The 20,251-nt window shown below is 39.4% G+C and carries 16 protein-coding genes; 7 read left to right on the top strand and 9 right to left on the bottom strand.

The features are described 5' to 3' along the window. The first annotated feature begins 117 nt into the window (after nucleotides 1-117). From LY624_RS04980 to LY624_RS04970, 3 genes are all read left to right on the top strand, one after another. Nucleotides 118-564, top strand: a complete 447-nt coding sequence (locus tag LY624_RS04980) for a carboxymuconolactone decarboxylase family protein (protein ID WP_062570412.1) — start codon at nucleotides 118-120, stop codon at nucleotides 562-564. After that, nucleotides 557-1,321 carry a helix-turn-helix domain-containing protein gene (locus tag LY624_RS04975; protein ID WP_341804012.1) on the top strand — a complete coding sequence of 255 codons (765 nt, stop codon included), beginning with the start codon at nucleotides 557-559 and terminating at the stop codon, nucleotides 1,319-1,321. Before LY624_RS04980 ends, LY624_RS04975 begins: the two co-directional genes overlap by 8 nt. A gap of 164 nt (nucleotides 1,322-1,485) precedes the next feature. Next, the gene (locus LY624_RS04970; RefSeq protein WP_341804011.1) at nucleotides 1,486-2,634 is read left to right on the top strand and encodes a hypothetical protein; all 1,149 of its coding nucleotides are present in this window, start codon (nucleotides 1,486-1,488) and stop codon (nucleotides 2,632-2,634) included. 53 nt (nucleotides 2,635-2,687) lie between these two features. Here LY624_RS04970 and LY624_RS04965 read toward each other — a convergent pair whose 3' ends face one another. The 6 genes from LY624_RS04965 to LY624_RS04940 form a co-directional block, all read right to left on the bottom strand. After that, nucleotides 2,688-4,283, bottom strand: coding sequence for an RICIN domain-containing protein (locus LY624_RS04965; RefSeq protein ID WP_341804010.1), 1,596 nt, complete (start codon nucleotides 4,281-4,283; stop codon nucleotides 2,688-2,690). Between the two features lie 180 nt (nucleotides 4,284-4,463). Next, nucleotides 4,464-5,465, bottom strand: a complete 1,002-nt coding sequence (locus LY624_RS04960; protein WP_341804009.1) for a family 43 glycosylhydrolase — start codon at nucleotides 5,463-5,465, stop codon at nucleotides 4,464-4,466. Between the two features lie 214 nt (nucleotides 5,466-5,679). After that, nucleotides 5,680-8,739 carry an Ig-like domain-containing protein gene (locus LY624_RS04955; protein WP_341804008.1) on the bottom strand — a complete coding sequence of 1,020 codons (3,060 nt, stop codon included), beginning with the start codon at nucleotides 8,737-8,739 and terminating at the stop codon, nucleotides 5,680-5,682. Between the two features lie 405 nt (nucleotides 8,740-9,144). Continuing rightward, complete coding sequence (locus tag LY624_RS04950) at nucleotides 9,145-10,122, bottom strand: DNA topoisomerase IB (protein ID WP_341804007.1); 978 nt, start codon at nucleotides 10,120-10,122, stop codon at nucleotides 9,145-9,147. A 68-nt stretch (nucleotides 10,123-10,190) separates the two neighbouring features. Further along, entirely contained in the window at nucleotides 10,191-12,257 is a 2,067-nt protein-coding gene (locus LY624_RS04945; RefSeq protein ID WP_341804006.1) for a catalase, read from the bottom strand. A 213-nt stretch (nucleotides 12,258-12,470) separates the two neighbouring features. Then, entirely contained in the window at nucleotides 12,471-13,460 is a 990-nt protein-coding gene (locus tag LY624_RS04940) for a Kelch repeat-containing protein (RefSeq protein WP_341804005.1), read from the bottom strand. 170 nt (nucleotides 13,461-13,630) lie between these two features. Here LY624_RS04940 and zigA point away from each other — a divergent pair, with 170 nt between their 5' ends. The 3 genes from zigA (at nucleotide 13,631) to LY624_RS04925 (ending at nucleotide 17,448) form a co-directional block, all read left to right on the top strand. Next, nucleotides 13,631-14,827, top strand: a complete 1,197-nt coding sequence (gene zigA / locus LY624_RS04935; RefSeq protein WP_341804004.1) for a zinc metallochaperone GTPase ZigA — start codon at nucleotides 13,631-13,633, stop codon at nucleotides 14,825-14,827. Further along, on the top strand, nucleotides 14,828-15,496 hold the full coding sequence (locus LY624_RS04930) for a DUF1826 domain-containing protein (RefSeq protein WP_341804003.1): 669 nt from the start codon (nucleotides 14,828-14,830) through the stop codon (nucleotides 15,494-15,496). 251 nt (nucleotides 15,497-15,747) lie between these two features. Next, nucleotides 15,748-17,448: an immunoglobulin-like domain-containing protein gene (locus tag LY624_RS04925; RefSeq protein WP_341804002.1), complete on the top strand. Its 1,701-nt coding sequence runs from the start codon at nucleotides 15,748-15,750 to the stop codon at nucleotides 17,446-17,448. A 52-nt stretch (nucleotides 17,449-17,500) separates the two neighbouring features. On the opposite strand, the gene LY624_RS04920 is transcribed toward LY624_RS04925, so the two are convergent. Then, entirely contained in the window at nucleotides 17,501-18,220 is a 720-nt protein-coding gene (locus tag LY624_RS04920; protein ID WP_341804001.1) for a hypothetical protein, read from the bottom strand. A 210-nt stretch (nucleotides 18,221-18,430) separates the two neighbouring features. Here LY624_RS04920 and LY624_RS04915 point away from each other — a divergent pair, with 210 nt between their 5' ends. Further along, entirely contained in the window at nucleotides 18,431-18,739 is a 309-nt protein-coding gene (locus LY624_RS04915) for a hypothetical protein (protein ID WP_341804000.1), read from the top strand. Between the two features lie 206 nt (nucleotides 18,740-18,945). Here LY624_RS04915 and LY624_RS04910 read toward each other — a convergent pair whose 3' ends face one another. Continuing rightward, a complete protein-coding gene (locus LY624_RS04910) occupies nucleotides 18,946-19,350 on the bottom strand; it encodes a hypothetical protein (RefSeq protein ID WP_130151127.1) in 405 nt (134 codons plus the stop codon). Nucleotides 19,351-19,633: 283 nt separating this feature from the next. Then, on the bottom strand, nucleotides 19,634-20,218 hold the full coding sequence (locus tag LY624_RS04905; protein WP_341803999.1) for an acyl carrier protein phosphodiesterase: 585 nt from the start codon (nucleotides 20,216-20,218) through the stop codon (nucleotides 19,634-19,636). Nucleotides 20,219-20,251: the final 33 nt, after the last annotated feature.

The following is a 20,251-nucleotide window of genomic DNA, read 5'->3' as shown; positions in this document are numbered from 1 at the left end:
TTTTGGTGCGAACTAGGTAAACCGAATTTCCCCATATAAACGTCGTTTTTTTGCAATCCTCGACTTTGCAATCGGCCTAAACTGAATACTCATTTAATTTTAAAAGGCTAATTTACGATGAAACGTGGTGACTATTACAACCTTCAACCTGCATTAATCAAACACCTTGTTGAGCAAGAGCAATTAATTAAAAAAGCGGTTGAAACAAGTTTTGGTCTAACAATATGGGAGCTGATCAAACTAAGAGCATCACAAATAAATCAATGTGCTTTTTGCATTGCAATGCATACCAAACAAGCAAGAGAATACGGTGAAACGACCAACCGTATTATTGGTTTAAGTGCATGGCAAGACATGCCAATTTATACAAAACAAGAATGTCTGGCTTTAAAATTATGTGAAAAGTTGACACTTGCCCAACCTATTGATGATACTTTCTATCAATCTCTTAGTGATACATTTTCTGAACAGGGGTTAGTTGCACTGACGATTGCTATTAACGCAATCAACAGCTGGAATCGCATTGTGAAAATGTTTAAACCTGACGTTGAGTTTAATGAGTAACCATTTAACTTTAGAACTAAAAACACCTGAGGGTGATATAGCTAATTATATTCAAGCTATCTGGTATGCGACGGCGCATTCACACGGTGAGCAATGGCTTGCTTGCGATGGTGCGACTGGGGTTATTTTTCCTCTTGCAGGGGCGCTTTTACTTGATGATAAAGCGCTTTCTCCACCTTATGCATTTCAAGAAACGTCTACTCACGCAGCAAAGATCACATTTTCAGAAAATGCACAATTTTGTGGTATTCGCTTTAATCCAACTGTTTTAGCTGAGTTCAAACAGCACAATCACCCACTTATTTGTGAGCAATCATTAATGGCTATTGCCAAAGGTCTTCAAAAAAGTGCCAATCTGCAGGCTTTTGAGGCGCTCATTAGCACGCATTTTAACTACCGACATAGCATTGGTCACACATATGCAAAACAATTAATTAGTAAACTGATTGAGTTAACACCACTGCAAACCGCCTATCAACTAGCTCCGTTAAGTAAGAGGCAGCTCGAACGGCAAATAAAAAGCCAGTGCGGCGTTACACCTAAATATTTCGAACGAATTTACCGCGTAAAAATGGCCAAACAAACAATAAAAGATAACCCGACGATGAGCTTTGCAGATATTGCTCAACAGTGTGGCTTTACTGATCAGCCGCATTTTATTAAAGAGTTCAAAGCGATAATGCATATTACACCGGCAAGATACCGCAAACTATTGAATAATACGCATACTAAAAAAACCAAACTCATTATGCGTTGAAATCGGTATATTAAATTCATCAAATAAAAGTTCTATACCAATTATCAAACTCACTTAAATAGCATGAACTTACTTGCCAACGGGCGATTTTATTTGCGATCAGCTTTTATCCATAGGATAGTTAACAAAAGCCTAAAAACTTGCTGTTACACAATAGGATAATCATGAAAAAAGTTTTACTTGCCACCAGCTTCATCGCTTCGTCATTTACGGCATTTGCAGCCAATTTAACTGTTGAAGAACTGCGTATTGAAAAAGCGACAGAGGCAATGCCAAAGGTCTTAAACGCTTTCAGTGATGACATAAGTCATTTTAAAAATGCTTGGCAAGCAACCACAAGCTACCAGCAAGCAAGTGATCTTATTTATGACTACTCAAAACAATTATGGCGTGATGCAAAAGCACGGATCAAAAAAACCAACAGCTACGACGACCGTGAACTTTATTGGGCACGCTTACTTTCAAGTAAAGTTATTCGTACCAACAAGCCACAGTTTGCAATAACTGACAGCGAGCAAGCTGCGCTGTTAACCATGCTAGAAAATGGTAGCCGTGGTCGTACCGACCTTGATTTCAGTAAAAAAACCGACAAACGTATATTAATTACCGGCTTTGATCCTTTTTTACTTGATAGAAATATCAACCAAAGTAACCCATCTGGCGTTGCCGCATTATTACTCGACGGGCAAGTAATTAGCTATCAGGGTATTACTGCTGAGATCAACACAGTGATGGTGCCAGTGCGCTATGAAGACTTTGATCAAGGTATTATTGAATCATTACTTGCGCCGTACTATGCACTGAACAATGTAGATATGATTGCCACTATCAGTATGGGTAGTAAAGACTTTGACTTAGAACGCTTCCCAGGTAAACGTCGCAGCGTAACAGCACCCGATAACGCCAATATTGTTTATGGTGGAACAGAGACTAATCCAAAAATATCAAGCTTGCATAACCGCCCCTTACCAGGTAATGAGTTTGTGACGTTTAGCCTACCCGTAGAGCAAATGCAAAAAGCGAAAGGCCCCTTCCCAATTAACGATAACCACAAGGTCGTTACACTTGAAAAGGCTTTTGAGCCAAAATCACTCAAAGAACTTGAAGGTGCCGTCGCAGTAAAAGGTGGTGGCGGTGGTTACTTATCAAACGAAATTTCGTACCGTAGTATTCGCCTTCGTGATGAACTTAACTCAGATATTCCAACAGGGCATATTCATACCCCTCGTATTGCGCAATTTGAGCCAGAAACAGAAGCAAAAATAGTTAAACAAATCAAAGCGATGCTCGAACACAGCCTTGTAGCACTCTAGTTAATTAGCTCAGCGAGTGTTTAATGCATTCGCTGAGCAATAAAACCTACGGCCTATTGCGGGCCCGTTCCTCCATCTACTTGGCTCTCCAAAGTATTTGCATTATCTAATCTATACGGGTAAAGCTGAACATCACTAAACACTGTTGCACCATTATCACGGTATTGATCTGTTGCTGAGCGCCCGGTGTAAATGTTTCCTGATGCACTGAAGTAACCCGAACCTTGATTCCAATGTGGCTTCGCTGAGTTTTCAAAATAGTTATTCTCAACAAGTACTTCTGCACCATCACTGGCACTAATTGCAAAATAGGTAATGTTTTTCCAGTAATTATTAAACATATGAACTCGTGAGTTGTAACCATCTATTTTAGGGTTTCGCCCTGCCGCAGTATCCCAAAAATTGTGATGAGCTGTGACTTGTGAGTTTCTGAATAAATGCGTGTACCAATGCTGATTAGCGCAAACTTGAGTGTTATACCCATAAAAACGATTCCAACTTAGGGTAATATTCTGACTATTATCAACATCAATATAACCATCACTGATCTTATTAAACGCCATATGATCAACCCAAACATGGCTACTATCATCAATTGAAATTCCATCGCCCGCTTCGACGAGTGCTGGGTTAATATTTTCCAGCATGACATTTTTAATAATAATATTACGTTGCTTGCTGATGACTAAGCTAGCACCAACAATTTTTGAGTTCTTACCCAAACCTTGTAACGTTTTATTAGACTGAACAATAATACGACGGTCATTGCGCGTTACATTAACTGGTGAATTGGAAGAGCTGCCCAGCTCACTACAGCTTTGATTCCCTACAGGCACTCGATACCATGTTTTACCGTAATCATTCCATTGGCCGCAATCTAAAGGACATGCTTGCACTGTTCTATTGTTAGTGTGACAGTTAATCGTCGTATTATCGGGTATGTGGATCACCTTGGCAGAAGGCGAGCTTAAAGCGTCACTTAAAGCACTGCAACTTGTAACCCTAACAGGTGTTGCATTACCGCCACCGGTTGTTGTCGTTAGGCCATCTTGACCTGGTTGTGCAGCAAACCCAACTAAATCACTTGGCGTTGGCTGACTGCCTCCGTCACTGCCACATGTTGCATCAACAGGGTTTATAAACCATCTTTGAGAGCTTATTCCTGCGTCATCATTTTGATACACATTAGCCACATTGTTTGAGCCTGCCACAGTCAGTGATTTATTGGTTAACTTATTAATAATATTAAACCCACCTGATGACGATGCTTTAAGCTGCCAACGTTGATTGGCTCCTTGCCAATCATCATAAACAATAACATTAGCGCCATTTGATTGAGATGAGTTAAGTACATCCAATACCTTATTATTGTACTTAGATCGGATAACCCAATATCCATCGCTTTCTTTAATGAACTGAAACTTTTGATTGTTTCCCCCCCAATAGTCATAAGTTATGACATTAGGTGCTGCACTTGTATCACTTGTATTGATATCTAACGCTAAGCCAGACCCACGGTTAATAACGGAATACAACTGACCTGATTCTGGCATTGCAGTACAATCTTCCGCTTGTAGTGGTAAAGATGTCAAACAGCTCAGAAGTAGACTAGCCAAGCCAATTTGTTTAATGACGTTTATTGTTTTCAAAACTATCCCTCTTAAATTTGTAATATAAAAATACTTAAGAAGTAAAGTCTAAACCATTCGTTCCCAAAATAAAGTATTTTGTTTATTTTATGTAAATGAATTTAACTTTAAGAAAACAGGCTGTGGGGGGCAGAAATAAAAAAGCCACCTAGAGGTGGCTTGAATTGAAGCTAACATTAATTAATACAATTCGAATAATGGTCGACCATTTTCATCATACTTTACTTCCATTATGCGGGCATGTCGGTTTGGATCGTAAAGCGGATCTTTTACAATTTCCTCAAGCGGACGTGTATCCGTTTTTGGCACCACACTTGGCTCACCGACTGCATGCTCATAGTCACGGGCATGATAAATACATAATGGTGTTTCGCCATCTTCAGCAACCGTAAAACAGTTATGACCTGGGCCGAAAATTTTCTTTTCAACGCTTGTTTCAAGCACTGGCATGCGTGTTTTAGTCCACGAATTTCGATCAAGTAAATCGCTGTTTTCATCGGCTTCCATATAGCCCATGCAGTAACATGCACCTGTTGCGCTTGCAGAAAAAGCGATAAAAATTTTGCCGTTATTCTTAAGCACTGCAGGGCCTTCGTTTACCCAAAAGTCCACACGCTCCCAATCGTAATCAGGTGTAGTCAGCATAAACTGTGCTGTTTTTAACTTAATTGGTGATTCCATCTCAGCTAAATACAGGTTTGATGCAGCAAATTGGCCGCCGGTTTTCTCTGCCCAACAGAAATAACGTTTGCCATTGTTCTCAAAAATAGTCGCATCCAGTGAGAAGTCTGTGAACGACTTTTCATCACCCTCAGCCGCTTGCATCATACCAAGCTCAACCCATTCATCATTTAGCGGATCTTGACCTTGACACTCAAGCACATACGGGCGTAATGCCCAAATATCGTCTTCTTGGCTGGCTGCAAAATAGATATACCACTTACCATCCAGATAATGAATTTCAGGTGCCCAAATATGGCGACTCATTGGGCCATTGTCATGCTTAAACCAAATATCAAAGGTCTCAGCGTCTTTTAAGCCTTCTAATGTCGCAGATTTACGAAGTTCAATGCGATCATACGTTGGTACAGAGCCTGTAAAATAATAAAAACCATCGCTGTGCTTATGCACAAACGGGTCGGCACGCTGTTCGACTAACGGGCTGTTTGTTTGTAATGTCATGTTTAAACCTGATCGTTAATTTTAATTTGTATTATTTTATTACTTTTAGTCAAAAACACAAATATAACATCATTTTTAGCAGACAGTGAGGATAAATGTAAGTTGAATACTAAGGGTTGAGTCAGGCTTTATGCACTCTAAAAAATGCGCTGTACCAATCCAGTCGACACAGCACATATCTAAAGCGTAATTACAGAATACTAAAGTAAACCACTTACATTTGGTATTTTCTTCTTCGTAAAATAGAGAGCACTAACAAAGGTATTAAATAATACATACTACCACCGGAGCCTGAATCTGAACTATTTCCTTTACCAACAACGTTAATCGTCACTGTTTTAGTTTCTGATGTGGCAAACTTATCTGTTACTAGATAACTAAAGTTAACTGAGTGAGAAGACTCACCGACTGGCTTGTACACAAATAGACCTGTATCTTTATCAAAGCTAAGCTCGCCAGAACTAGGATTCGATATGACCTCAAATTCCAACCTATCTGCGTCAGCACCTGTACCAATTAAGCGACCATTAACAACTGTTGAGTAATACGTTTCATAACTTAGATTTGTGGCGATTGGTGATGTATTCGTTAATTCAATAACAACATTCGCAAGCGCAGTCTCTTCAAGCGTATCTTTGGCAGTAAAAGTAATAGAAACTGGCTGCAAAGATTCACCACTCGGGGTATATCTTATTTCACCTGAGTTTTGATCAAGCAACTCGACCTGCCCATGCTGAGGCGCATTCTTCACAGTGAAAATAAGTTGCTCACTATCTGCATCTGAGGCTGGCAAGTTAAGTACCAACGGTGTATTCCAGTGAGTTTTAATCGTCGAATTTTCAACCATTGGAGCTTGGTTAGTTAAGTAAACAGTAAACGTTGCTAGCTCAGAACGTGAACGACCTTTTACTGTATAAAAAGCTAACTCATCTACGCCTACATCACCGTTTGGTGTATAAGTAAACTGTCCTGTTTGACGGTCAGTAAACGTTAATTGTCCTAGACTTGGGCTACTTTCGAATACTACGAAATCAATATCAGCTAACGAAAGATTAACCTCTACAGGCATCAATACGTGTGATGTAGCTTGACTATCATCAGGTTTAACTAACGTCGTTGCTGCTTCATTCGAGAACACTTCTATAGACTTTCCAGAAAGTAATAAATAGTCCACACCTTTATAAGTTGCACTAACGATAGAACTTTGCTGGTTTGCACGCGCTACTTCATATACCAGTTCATTATTATTTAAGTCATATTCTCCAAACTTATCTTCACAACTGAATTGAATGAAGCCTGCACGTGTAGAAACAACATTGTTTAATGAATTGTCACATAGTTTCGCAACTTCTGACATTTCTCCTGATTCTGTCAAAGAGAATAAAAGGCCGTATTCATTTGCTGCATAAAGCGACTTCTCACCATTAATAACAATCCCCTCTAGCGCCTTAAAACTGCTACCTAATGAGTAATTAGTTATACTATTATCAACGTAGTTATATTTAACTAATTGGTTACCAATTAAAGCAAATAGCTCTTTGTTATTTACTTGGGTATCTATGCCTACGACTATGCCAGATACCCCACTCCCAAAATCCTGTAAACGAGGTGAACGCTTAATTAGTTCACCCGTTTGTCCGTTAAAAACTCGTATATATGAGCCTTCGCTTCCGCTGTGAGATGCGCCGTTACCAACAATTAGCTCTAAGAAACCATCTTGGTTAATGTCATAGGCTTCAATCGTTGAAATTTGGTCACCACTTTTAAAAGGAACTGTGTACAGTAAATTTCCATTATCTGGTGAAAATACTTGTATGTTTCCTGTGTAAGTTTCTGAGCCAGCGACGATTAAATAGTTTTTACCATCATTGAATAAATCAGCTGTAACCATATACTGGTAGTCATTCCAGCCATCGGTTAAATTGACATTGGTTAGTAATTGCTCTTTTGTTTCTATATCAATAACTTGAAGTTTATTTGTGCCATTTTCAGAGAAAATAACATCAATCCCACCTTTACCGTCAATATCTGCAAGTCCTAATAAAGACTGCGAATAGGTAAAGATCTTTTGAGACAATTGCTTAGACTTATCTTCAACAGTATGAATGTGAAACCCATCATGACCTGAAGACGTATAACCAGCCCCCCACGCGATATCTGTTTTACCATCAAGATTAAAATCGTCCACCAAAATACTTGAAACACTGTGTTCAGGATTATTGATCTGCCAAAACTCCTGACCAGTACTTAAAGATAAAGCATGAATTTGTCCCCATTGACCATCGCCATATACTAGGTCTTGGACACCATCATTATTAACATCTGCAACTATAATTCTTGAAATGTCTAAATCGCTATTAGCTGTCCACATGATACTGTCTGTGTTTGGACTAATTAGTTCAATCGAATACCAACTATTTCCATTGATAACTTCATCTAAGCCATCTTGGTTTGTATCAACACTCTGTAAATGGATACCTGTTAGTTGAGTATTTAATGTTTTTATATAATCTATTGTATTTTCAGAGATACGATACAACTGGCCATCTTCAAGCATTAATTCGTGAACATTTTGTTCTGTAAACGAGCCAACAACAAACTTGTTACCGTTATACTCAAGCTCTGAAATAACTGAAAGGTCTGATTGGTCTAGTATTAGAATCTGGCTATTGGCAACAGCAATAAGCTCGTCCTGACCGTCATTATTAATATCTCTCGCCAACACTGATTGGCTAGAAAATACTTCCTTCGTACTTTCCGTTTTCATTGTTAGTAAGTTAATTTTTACTATCTGATTCCTCATCACAAGAATTAAATAATATGTATCATCAGCAATGCTTCTTACCAATGCACTATCAATGATGTAATCCTGATAATCGAAATCTTCAACAACTGAATATTGATTATCTTTATACTCAATAATATTAATATTGTTTCGTTGCACTGAAATAATTTGCTTATTACCGTTACCGTACAAATCAACAGAATAAAGACCTTTAAGACCTGTTGAGTTACCCAAAGAGTAACGACGGTATATAGATGTTAATTCTAAGCTTTCATCTGCAAGGGCATTAGATAAGTTTAGCCCAGAAGTTCTATCTAAATTTGGTTGTGAATTGTTTTTATCGCGGCTAGTAAAATAAGTTTTTTCATAGTTAATCTGTTGCGAACTCAAAAGTGTCGCATCACCATATTGGTTATAATACGTAGTATTTTCTGTGGCTAAAAGTGATTGCGAGCAAAACAGCAACGCAAGATATGGTAGCTTGGTCATTTCCCTATCCTAAACAGTATAAAATTATTGTTATGTTCCCGTACTCATATCAAGAGCAAAAAAGAAATTCCCTCTTGTTGAGAAGTGTTCAAAATTAAGTTGCTTAATTGAACAAATTTAAGCGCGCGATTCTCCTTTACTAGGGAATCTAGGTCAATAGCAGGTTTAAAACTATTTATACTTATATCGTTTAATTTACTCTAAATAATTAACCTCCTTATTGATAAAGTAACTTTACCGCTAATTTGGAGGAGTTAACTAAACTAGCGCAGCCATACCTAAACCATCGTATTGACACGATGCTTATTATCTTTATGACGACGCATTATGAGTTATTGGGTTTTACTTCAAGCTTTGGTATCTATAGCTGTATTGCACTGTTCACCATTTAAAACAACGCAGCTGTTACTGCGCTAAAAAAAGTAGTAAGCCACGTTCATACCGGCTCAAGTATTTTGTTTTACGAGGTAACTTAAGTTGTTGTCTTGTACGTACCTGTGTGGCTTCACATTCTTTGCACAAATCAATCAGTGCAGGATGAACATAAGAATTACGGGCTATCGTTGGCGTATTACCCAAATGGCTCGATACCGTTTCTAGCATGTCGCACAAAGGGAGCTTTTTCTTAGCATTATAAAAAGCTTCGAATGCTAAAACACTAGCGCGCCACGTTCTAAAGTGTTTAGCGCTAAACTCCTCTCCCATCACTTGCTGAATAAACTGATTAACCTCACGGGAGGTCACGGGAATACATTCATCACCCTCTTTATATTGAAAGAGATTTTGCCCTGGTAAATCTTGCAACTCTTTAATAATGCTGCTTAAAACACGATCTGTAAGATTAACCTCTCTCACTTTGCCAGATTTAGCTTTATATTCTAAGCGAATATTTTTACCCGTTAATTTAGCGTGGCGATTACGTAACGTTGTTGCACCAAAACTGTTATTTTCTTTCGCGTTTCGTTTTGAGCCTACGCGTAATGAACCTAAATCCATTAACCGGACAACCGCAGCTAATGTCCGTTGATAATCCAGCTCATTACCTTGTAAGTATTCAGATAATTTAGCTCGCAACAAAGGAAGTTTGGTGCCAAAAAGCTCACAGGCCTCAAACTTTTTTAGTTCCTGCTGCTCTCTAAAATCTGGATGATAAAGGTATTGTTTTCTGCCTTTTGTATCATAGCCTGTCGCTAAAATATGCCCATTTTCTTCAGGACAAAGCCAAACATCTTTGTAAGCAGGAGGGAATGCCAGCGCATTTAAACGCTTAATTTCCTTTTTTGCTGTAATTCGTTTGCCGGTAGGGTCGTAGTAAAGCCAACACTTTGAATGCCGTTTTCGAGTAATTCCAGGCAAATTATCATCAACATAAATCAGTTTCATCACATTTCCTCACTACCTTAAGTAATACAGCCTTTCAAGGCGAGCTAAGCCCGCCTTAAGGTGTGTTTCTATCGTTTCCAATAGCGAAGGTTTTTTAATGTATTTAAAAACTCATCTACCTGACAGGTGCCTAAATCAATGACGCCATCATCTTGGTTTTCAGTAAGTCCAACCGCTTTTAGCAGCTCAACTGAATCCTTGGTATAACCGATAAATTTGTTATGCGAAAACGCATCTGAAACAAAGTCTTTTGCCTCAGGAATTTGACTCAGTTTTTCAGCCCCTTCTTTTGTTGTTAGTAGCGCCACCGCATCATACAAAACCGAAGGACCACCATTAATAACTTGATCGGCACTTAGATGCTCACCAGTCGAGCTTTTCGCACCACCAACTTGAGCGGCTATAACTTCAAAATTTGCACCTTGCTCTTTAAGCGCACAACGCAATGAATCAAATAACTGAGCATCAAAGCCATCACTCACAAGAATACCCAGCTTACGCCCTTTAAATGTATTTAACGCACTTTTTTGAATACTTAGAGCATCAGACACTGGAAGGTCTTGGCGTGTTTCGAGTGCTGCTTCGGCAGGTTCTGGCATTGTTTGTAAGCCCAAGCCAGAGGCCACTAATTTAGCTAATTCGCTATCAATATTAAGTAAATGAGACACGACACGCTCCCTTATCGCTAAATGCTCAACTTTTGAAAGCTCAAAAACCAGCGCATCTTGAATATGTGATTGTTCTACTTGAGTTTGACTTAAATAAAACTGCCTTGCTTGGCTGTAATGGTCGCTAAAGGTGTCTGAGCGGTATCTCAGCTTGCCACCTTGTGTGTCTTCGTCTGTACTTTTGAAACCATATGCAGGGCATGCGCGAGGGTTGTTTTCATCACCTTGCCAAGAGTTGGGTTCGTAATTTACTCGCCCTTTAGGGTTATGCATCGCCATATGACCATCTTGATGAAAATGATGCATTGGACATTTAGGTGCATTAACAGGAATATGAGTAAAGTTTGGCCCGCCTAAACGCTTTGTTTGCGTATCCAAATAGGAGAAGTTACGACCCTGCAATAGTGGATCAGGGGTAAAATCAATGCCAGGTACTATGTTTTGAGTACAAAAAGCAACTTGCTCTGTCTCTGCAAAAAAGTTATCGACAACTCTATCGAGCACCATGCGACCAATAATTTTTACTGGCACCTGTTCTTCAGGTATGAGTTTTGTAGCATCAAAAACATCAAATTCAAATTTATCTGCAAAAGCTTGGTCAAATACTTGTACACCTAGCTCCCATTCTGGAAAATCGCCATTTTGAATTGATTCCCACATATCACGACGGTGAAAATCAGGATCTGCACCATTAAGTTTTAATGCTTCATTCCACACCACAGACTGCATTCCTGCTTTTGGTTTCCAGTGAAATTTAACGTACTTCTGTTCACCTTTCGCATTAACAAACTTAAATGTATGCACACCAAAGCCTTCCATAAAACGTAATGAGCGTGGAATCGCTCTGTCTGACATTGCCCACATGACCATGTGCATAGACTCAGGCGATAAACTCACAAAATCCCAAAAGTTATCATGCGCCGTTTGTGCTTGCGGAAAACCACGATCAGGCTCGGCTTTGGCACTGTGGATTAAATCTGGGAATTTCATTGCGTCTTGAATGAAAAAAACAGGGATATTATTGCCAACTAAATCCCAATTACCTTCTTTGGTGTAAAGTTTTACTGCAAACCCACGCACATCTCGTGCTAAATCGGGTGAGCCCTTATTACCTGCTACAGTCGAAAAACGTGTGAAAACAGGTGTTTTTTCTCCCTTGCGTTGAAAAATATCCGCACACGTAAGATCTTCAAGTGTATCGTATGTTTCAAAGTAACCATGTGCACCATAGCCTCTTGCGTGCACAACTCGCTCTGGAATACGTTCATGATCAAAATGAAATATCTTTTCACGGAAGACGTGATCTTCCATTAATGTTGGACCACGTTTACCTGCGGTTAAGGAGTTTTGATTATCGCTAACAGGACAACCTTGTGCTGTTGTCATGGTGGGATGTTGATTGTTCGCTGTTTGGTGAAGCTCGCCACCATGCCCTTTTTGACCTGAATATTTAAATGACTCTGCCATGAGTTTCCCTTTCTTATTTACTCGTTTATATAACATCGCGTAATACACGTGAAAGACTAGTCAGCAAAAAAGAAGCCAACAAAGAATAGCTTTATAAACAATAAGTTAAGAAAGGACGTTACGATATAAAGTAAATAGATTACATAACGTTTGTAATCTTTTCTGACTTGATTTTAATGAGTTAAAACCAAGTCAAAATCCTACATTTTTGTATTAGCGCTTATTTAATAGCTCATGCGCAGATGTGAGTTCATTGGTCGTTTGTGATAATCCGACAGCCTTTGCGCCGCCTATGAGCCAAATTTGATTATTTAAAGTTACAGCACCTAAGCCATGGCGAGGGGCTAACCACGTTGTCACTTTATGCCATTGCTTTTTAAGTACATCATATTTAAAGATTTCACTATCGACAGTTTGATTATGCTCCCCTCCAAAAATGTAGATCATGTTGTCGATTGCTGCCGCAGCGTGCCCTGCCCTACCTTTTGGCAAGGCTGGATGAGTTAGCCACTGATCTTGCTCTGGCACGTATTCAAGTACATCTTTTAAAGGTTCGCCACCAACGGTTCTGCCGCCAAGCACAAACCAACGGCCATTCACCTGCACAGTTGCCGCACTATTACGTGCAAAGGGTAACGGTGCTGCTTTAGCAAACTCATAATTATTTGGGTTGAACACAAGGTGTTCTGCTTTATCTAAACTATGTTGCCACTGCCCATTTTGTTCATTACTTGGACTGCGGCCACCCACTAAATGCACCTTTCCATCAAGCACTGCACCTACTGTTTCACTTAACGCAAAAGGTAAGCGCGCCACCTTTTGCCATGCTTTGGCGCCCTTATCTAGCATTAAAACATCACGGCTATTCGTCCACTGACCTTGGGTATTAACAAAACCACCAAAGGCAAATAATTTGTTTTCTACTGCAATTAAATAGGTGTGGTGGCGTCCTTCAGGCAAGCTAGGAGCTGATTGCCAAGTTGCATAATCAGGTGACCAAAAGTGAACTTTTTCCGTCATTTTACCCGTTGACTCTGACAACTCAGTAGAGATACCGCCAGCAACCCAGATTTGTTTATTCATTACTGTTGGGTAAATTTCTTGTATAGCCTCGGGAAGCTCAGGTGCGAATTCCTCATTTGCCGATAAAGTGTAAGGCAAACAAGTAATAAAAAGCGGTAAGAACAGTTTGGTTAAGCGCATATAAATCCTTATTAAGCAGTCGATTATAAAGCTTAAGTGAGCTGTACCTATAAGTACACTGCCAAATAGTCTAACGAGATCAGGTATAGCTATTTCTAAACGACACAAAGTTGATATATTATAACAAAACATTTAGCGTTATTTTTTTAATCTACTTAAGGGTCACTAACATGAGCAAACTCCCCGTCACCGTGCTCTCTGGCTTTTTGGGTGCAGGTAAAACCACTGTACTCAGCCATATTTTGAATAACCGTCAAGACAAAAAAGTCGCTGTCATCGTCAATGATATGAGCGAAATAAACATAGATGCAGCGACAGTTAAAAACGATGTGTCGCTTAGTCGCGGCGAAGAAAAACTGGTTGAAATGAGTAATGGCTGCATCTGTTGTACTCTGCGTGAAGACCTACTCATAGAAGTACGCGCTTTAGCAGAGACGGGGCAATTTGATTATCTGGTTATCGAATCAACCGGTATTTCAGAACCCCTTCCGGTCGCCGAAACATTTACCTTTGCCGATGAAGATGGCGTATCACTTTCAGATGTGGCTAGACTTGATACCATGGTCACAGTAGTTGATGCCGTAAACTTTCTAAAAGACTTTAACGAAGCCAAATTTTTGCAAGAAACCGGTGAACACTTAGGTGACGAAGATGAGCGCAGCGTTGCCGACTTACTGATTGATCAAGTTGAATTTGCCGATGTAATTTTGATTAGTAAAACCGATTTAATTAACGCAGATGAACTTGAAAGTTTAAAAGCCATTTTAAGCTCATTAAATACCTCCGCAGAGCTTATTGCCATTGAAAATGGCCAAATTGATATCAATGAAATTTTAGGCACGGGCTTGTTTAATTTTGAAAAAGCACAACAAGCACCAGGCTGGTTAAAAGAGCTGCGCGGTGAGCATATCCCAGAAACCGAAGAATACGGTATTAGTAGCTTTACCTATGAGGCTAGGCGTCCTTTTCACCCCGAGAAATTTTATAACTTTATTCATAATAATCAACGCGAAGGCAAACTACTCCGTTCAAAAGGCTATTTCTGGCTAGCCTCTCGACCACAGTTTGCTTGTCAATGGAACCAAGCTGGCGGTATTGCACGTTATGGTTTTGGCGGGATATTTTGGAAGGCCTTACCAAAAGATCAGTGGCCAACCGACAACGATTACCTAAATTCAATTAACCAAGTTTGGCAAGAACCCTTTGGCGATATGCGTCAAGAACTGGTTTTTATTGGTCAAAACCTCAATCAAGTAGAAATCACACGCGCACTCGACAACTGCTTGCTTAGCGATGATGAACTGCTAGCAGGAAAAGAGCTTTGGCAAACACTACCCGATCCGTTTCCAATTTGGGAGGAAGCATAAATGACAGCCCACGCATTTGAACATAATCCTGATAACCTACCAACAGAGGCAGCAATAGCATTGAGCCCAGTGGTATTTTCACAAATCTATAAACCCGAGCATAACATCGCGATTTGGCAGCGTAGCTTATCACAGCAGCTGCAAACTGAAGTAACCGAGACTGTTGCAGCCTTTGCAGATCTCAGTATTAACGCTGTAATTAATCAAAACGCGATTGTGGCAGACATTGATAAAGCACTCGAAAAACTACCTCAAGCAGAAGCGCTTAAAGCCGACCTTGTTCAGCTGGTTGATATGTTTTGCTATTTATTTGAGCTTAATCGTGTGGGTTTAAGACTAAAAGTACTTGAGCGGGCTATGTGTCCACGCTTTCATGTGGATCGTGTTCCTTGTCGATTAGTGAGTACCTATAGCGGTAGTGGCTCTGAATGGCTACATAATAGCGGACTCGACCGCAGTAAACTTGGCGCAGGAAACCAAGGTTTAAGTGATCAGGACTCTGGTTTAATTGCCCCACACACTAAAGTGCAATCATTAACTGTCGGTGATGTTGCCTTATTAAAAGGAGAAACATGGCAAGGCAATGAAGGTTTAGGCCTTGTACATCGCTCGCCACAGGTTGCAACTGGGGAAAAGCGCTTACTACTCACATTAGATTTTATTGCCTAATTAAACCTCAAACTAAACACAATAATGCGCCTGTATTGATATAGGCGCTAAAAATAACGCCTTTAATTCCAAACATAAAAAGTTAATTAAACGCTTATCAAGCTGCTTGTTATTCACATTAAATTCACATCAAGAGAGATAACTTAACACTGAACATTGTACCCAATAGCGGTTCAAAGTTCAGTTTAATCAACTAAACGCACGTATGCTTTTAGTAGGAAAGTAACTTTTTATGAAAGGAATTAAACAACATGATCAGAATAACCCAAAACCTGTTTGCAATGACTGCAATAAGCGTATCTGTACTCTCAATACTCCCAGCAAATGCAAATGATGGTAACCTAATGGTCAATCAACAAAGTGGCGTGGTCGTCGGTTATTGGCACAATTGGTGTGATGGTGCAGGCTATAAAGGCGGTAAGGCACCTTGTGTTAGCTTAAAACAAGTTAATAGCCAATATAACGTGGTTAATGTCTCATTTATGAAAGTATTTGATGTAGCAGAAGGCCGCATTCCCACTTTTCGCTTAGATCCAAACATAGGTTTATCAGAACAAGCGTTTATTAATGAAATTAGTGAATTAAACCGCCAAGGGCGTAGCGTATTACTCGCTTTAGGTGGTGCCGATGCCCATATAGAGTTACAACAGGGTGATGAACGCGCTTTTGCCGACGAAATAATTCGCCTTACCGATAAATTTGGCTTTGACGGACTCGATATTGATCTTGAGCAAGCAGCCGTAACAGCAGCTGATAATCAAACCGTTATACCTGCCGCACTTCGCTTGGTAAAAGATCATTACAAAGCGCAAGGTAAAAACTTTTTGATTACCATGGCTCCAGAATTTCCTTATCTTAGACAAGGGGGTAAGTACATTCCTTATATTACCGCACTTGCAGGATATTATGACTGGATAAACCCGCAGTTTTACAATCAAGGTGGTGACGGTGTTTTTGTTGATGGCGTAGGTTGGGTTGCCCAAACAAATGAATCTCTAAAGCAGGAGTTCATCTACTATATGGCTGACTCTTTAGCAAATGGTACTCGCGGCTTTCATAAAATCCCGAATGATAAACTCGTGTTTGGTATTCCTGCCAATATGGATGCAGCAGCATCTGGGTTTATTCAAAATCCTGAAAACCTCTACAATGCATTTAATCAATTAACACAGCAAGGACAACCGCTTAAAGGCGTGATGACTTGGTCTATCAATTGGGACATGGGGACGAATGCCGCAGGTACAATGTATAACAGCACGTTTATAAAAAACTATGGCCCCTTTATTCATGGTCAAATTATTGAACCACCAAAAAATGCACCTGTACTGAGTGGTATCACTGACGCAAGAGTTCGCCAAGGAGCCTCATTTGACGAGCTAGCAAATGTAAGCGCCATCGATAAAGAAGACAATAACCTCACCAGTAGTATTATCGTCACGGGTAGTGTCGATACATCAACTCTCGGACAATATATTCTCGTTTATACTGTTAAAGATTCTGCAGGTAACGAAAGTAAAGAAAGCCGCAAAGTCGAGGTGTTTAGTGATAAGCCTTTATTCAGTGGGGTCAACAACGTGAAGCTTGCCCTAGGTAGTGCTTTTGACCCAATGGCGGGTGTCACAGCAAATGACACTGAGGACGGTGATTTAACAGCTAATGTCTCGGTTTCAGGTCATGTTGATAACTCAAGAGTTGGTCAATACACCCTTACCTATTCAGTATCTGACAGTGCTTCACAAACCTCAACAGAGGTAAGAACTATCACAATTTCTGACAGCACACTATGTGCAAGCCAATGGGATAAAGACACAGTCTATCTAGCAAACCAACTAGTAAACTATGAAGGAAATATTTATAGAGCCGGTTGGTGGACTAAAGGTGAACAACCGACTACCTCAGATCAATGGGGCGTTTGGAAACTTGCTAATGATGCTTGTCAATTAGCAAACTAATACGATTATTAAAGCTCACAGAACGTCTGTAATGTGAGCTTTGACATACACTCTATTTCAAATTAAAAAAAAGCATACTAAGTGAACTCGCAATTGCCGAAAGAGCACACATGCGAAGCAGTAAAATTGAAACATTGCCTGCTCCACCCGCTAGCGTCCCCCTAAAACTAAGCGGGTAATCATGGAAAACCATTAAGTATAAAACGTTAAATAGCCCTACCCGCATCCCGTCAATTTCAAGCGTATCGCCATTTTTTAAGTGGATTTCACAAACATGCAAACTTGGTAGCCTCCTATGTGCTTCACCAAACTTCCGCCTGTGCTTAAGATCCATTGTATAATTAAATATCACCTCTGCAATGTCGTCTCTAGCAATTGTGACTGTACGATTTGTGTGCTTTTTAAACGTCAATTTATCAATTTTAAGCTCATTCTTGCTTATGCTCATTGCCCATTTAAAGCCAAAGCCATACTTTTTGTAAGTCATGATGCGTTTTGTGATAAACACAGCTAAAAAACTGCCAAGACAAATCAAAAAAGCCAACCAAGGGAGCACTGCATCTTTTAAATAAAAGGCCGAAAGCGAAATAGCGAATACCATAAATGCAAACAGAACTTCTGCCCTGCCAGATAAAACCGCAAGGCCTGGTAATGTCTCTAACTCAGTTATTGAATCCTCGGTTAATGATGACTTCCCTTTAAAAGCGGCGTATCGAAACCAGTTTTTGTCATTTAAATCTAATTCAAGTGAGTGCTTGGCCATCGACCCCATAAAAATTCCTTTTTATATTGAAATTTGTAATAAGTAACTTATTGCTATTTAAAGATTTTATACCTGAACCATCACTATGAGTAAACATAAAACGAACTTCGCTCAAAACTAAAATGCCATCAAATAAAAAATCTATGGTAAATTGCACGCAATCATTAGAAGTGGCTACTTTTAATGATTTAAATTTTGTTGATGAATACAAGGCACCCAATGAAAACACTCTCGAAAGTACAACAAAAGCAACAGGCACTGGTTCTTAATGTTGCCGACGCCCTTGAAGAGCAAGGCCGCGCTGAACTTGAAGGTATGCTGCAATGCTGGTTTGATGTTGAATATCACTTATTCCCAGGATCTTTACTTTTGTGCTTTCAATTTGAAAACCAACAATCACTCGATGCAGCGACCCCTGAGCTGTTGAAATGGCAGAAACGCTTGAGTGCAGCAATGCTGAAAAAAGGCGTGATTCTAAAAGACATGCGCAGGCACTTAGTGTTTACCTTAAAAGGCCCTGATGATTAACTTTGTCTATCGACAAGTAGCTGTTTTAATACCGTACATGGTATAACTTGAGCCTATAATTAAAAAGGTGTGAACTTAAGTAAAGCTCACACCTTTAAATAAACGATTTAACCACACCAGTAGATAAAATTTTATTTTTAATACGTCATTTCATTTATCAACAGTGTTAAACCTTTTTATTACAACATCAGCTAGTTAAAACGAGCTTAGAAATACAGATGTTCTACTATTTCACCAGCAATTTTAACTTCGCATTTATCGCCACTTTTTGACGTTGCGCTCTGTACTGCACCGGCAACAATACCGAAAACACCGCCATCACGACTTAACACTGAACCAAAGTAGCAATAACTTGAAATATCAAGCTCTTGATAATCTGCGTTTAAGTTTAATGTTGGTGTGTAAGGAGGAAAACGCCCTTTCATCACAGGATCACCATTTACAGTCAGCGCTAATTCATTACGACTTTTATCGTACTGACCGCCAAAAGTAAGTGTTTTTCCTTGATAAGAAACTGTTTTATCTTGCGCTTGAATTGGTGGAGTCGAGCCACAGCCCACTAAAACCGAGGTCGAAATTGCAATTAACGCAACAGTTACTTTTTTAAACATTATTAAATTCCTTGTTAAATATATTACGAAAAAACAATACTAAATAAGGCTTAAGGCTTCAACTGTATTAATTTAAATCGCACATGAAATATATAGAATCAAATAATTATCAAACATCAAACCGAGCGAAAGAATAAAATAAGTAAAAATTAAACTTAGCTTAAAATATATTATAAATAGTACAAAGAAAAACACAGCGCATTAATTATTCTATTTTTATAAATAAAGTACCAATACTTGCTTAGCTAAACAGTAAAGGCATATCACTATTTATTACAACCTCTCATCTTTCAAGATTGTGTATCTTCACGTGCTCAACTAGCTCTGGAAAAAATGCTAAAAAAGAGGCATCTAATTCATGGTAGTGACGGGTAATATCCTCAGCAGCCCCTGAAAAGTTATTACTAAAACGAATACGCCTTGCGATATTATCAAGCGCAAGCCCTACTCCAGCGACCGTTTCATATTCTTTGAACCAGTCATTATTGGTCATACTCGTGACAACTTGTTGCATACGTGCGGGCATCAAGGCCTGACGTGCATTTAACAGCCCATAACTTTGATGTTTGAAATCTGCTAATGGCTGGTCGTTAAAACGATGCCAATGCTGAATAAGAAAGTGATCAAAAACCACGTCAATGGCAACACTGGCAAAACGCTTACGCTGTGGTGAAAAGAAGTGCTTAGCTTCTTTTACTAAAGGATGTGCATCGGTAAACCGGTCTACTAAATAGTGATTTTCAAGCGCATTTTTGACTGTTACGGGCAAACCGTTTACATGTCTACGCCCGCCAAAATCCCCCAGCAAATTACCAAAATGTGAATCTGCTGTCGGTTTTGCAAAATAAAGGTGAGCTAAGTAGTTCAAAGTCCTCTCATTTACGTGAGAATATTTAAGATG

This window comes from Pseudoalteromonas sp. N1230-9 (assembly GCF_032716425.1).
Taxonomy (GTDB): domain Bacteria; phylum Pseudomonadota; class Gammaproteobacteria; order Enterobacterales; family Alteromonadaceae; genus Pseudoalteromonas.
This window is presented reverse-complemented; position numbering and strand designations above follow the sequence as displayed.

Bases quoted from the DNA above. Each gene is read 5' to 3' on its own strand.
- LY624_RS04945 (WP_341804006.1), bottom strand. From the start codon at position 12,257: ATGGCAGAGTCATTTAAATATTCAGGTCAAAAAGGGCATGGTGGCGAG.
- LY624_RS04930 (WP_341804003.1), top strand. From the start codon at position 14,828: ATGACAGCCCACGCATTTGAACATAATCCTGATAACCTACCAACAGAG.
- LY624_RS04915 (WP_341804000.1), top strand. From the start codon at position 18,431: ATGAAAACACTCTCGAAAGTACAACAAAAGCAACAGGCACTGGTTCTT.
- LY624_RS04940 (WP_341804005.1), bottom strand. From the start codon at position 13,460: ATGCGCTTAACCAAACTGTTCTTACCGCTTTTTATTACTTGTTTGCCT.
- LY624_RS04920 (WP_341804001.1), bottom strand. From the start codon at position 18,220: ATGGGGTCGATGGCCAAGCACTCACTTGAATTAGATTTAAATGACAAA.
- LY624_RS04955 (WP_341804008.1), bottom strand. From the start codon at position 8,739: ATGACCAAGCTACCATATCTTGCGTTGCTGTTTTGCTCGCAATCACTT.
- LY624_RS04925 (WP_341804002.1), top strand. From the start codon at position 15,748: ATGATCAGAATAACCCAAAACCTGTTTGCAATGACTGCAATAAGCGTA.
- LY624_RS04970 (WP_341804011.1), top strand. From the start codon at position 1,486: ATGAAAAAAGTTTTACTTGCCACCAGCTTCATCGCTTCGTCATTTACG.
- LY624_RS04960 (WP_341804009.1), bottom strand. From the start codon at position 5,465: ATGACATTACAAACAAACAGCCCGTTAGTCGAACAGCGTGCCGACCCG.
- zigA (WP_341804004.1), top strand. From the start codon at position 13,631: ATGAGCAAACTCCCCGTCACCGTGCTCTCTGGCTTTTTGGGTGCAGGT.
- LY624_RS04910 (WP_130151127.1), bottom strand. From the start codon at position 19,350: ATGTTTAAAAAAGTAACTGTTGCGTTAATTGCAATTTCGACCTCGGTT.
- LY624_RS04980 (WP_062570412.1), top strand. From the start codon at position 118: ATGAAACGTGGTGACTATTACAACCTTCAACCTGCATTAATCAAACAC.
- LY624_RS04950 (WP_341804007.1), bottom strand. From the start codon at position 10,122: ATGAAACTGATTTATGTTGATGATAATTTGCCTGGAATTACTCGAAAA.
- LY624_RS04975 (WP_341804012.1), top strand. From the start codon at position 557: ATGAGTAACCATTTAACTTTAGAACTAAAAACACCTGAGGGTGATATA.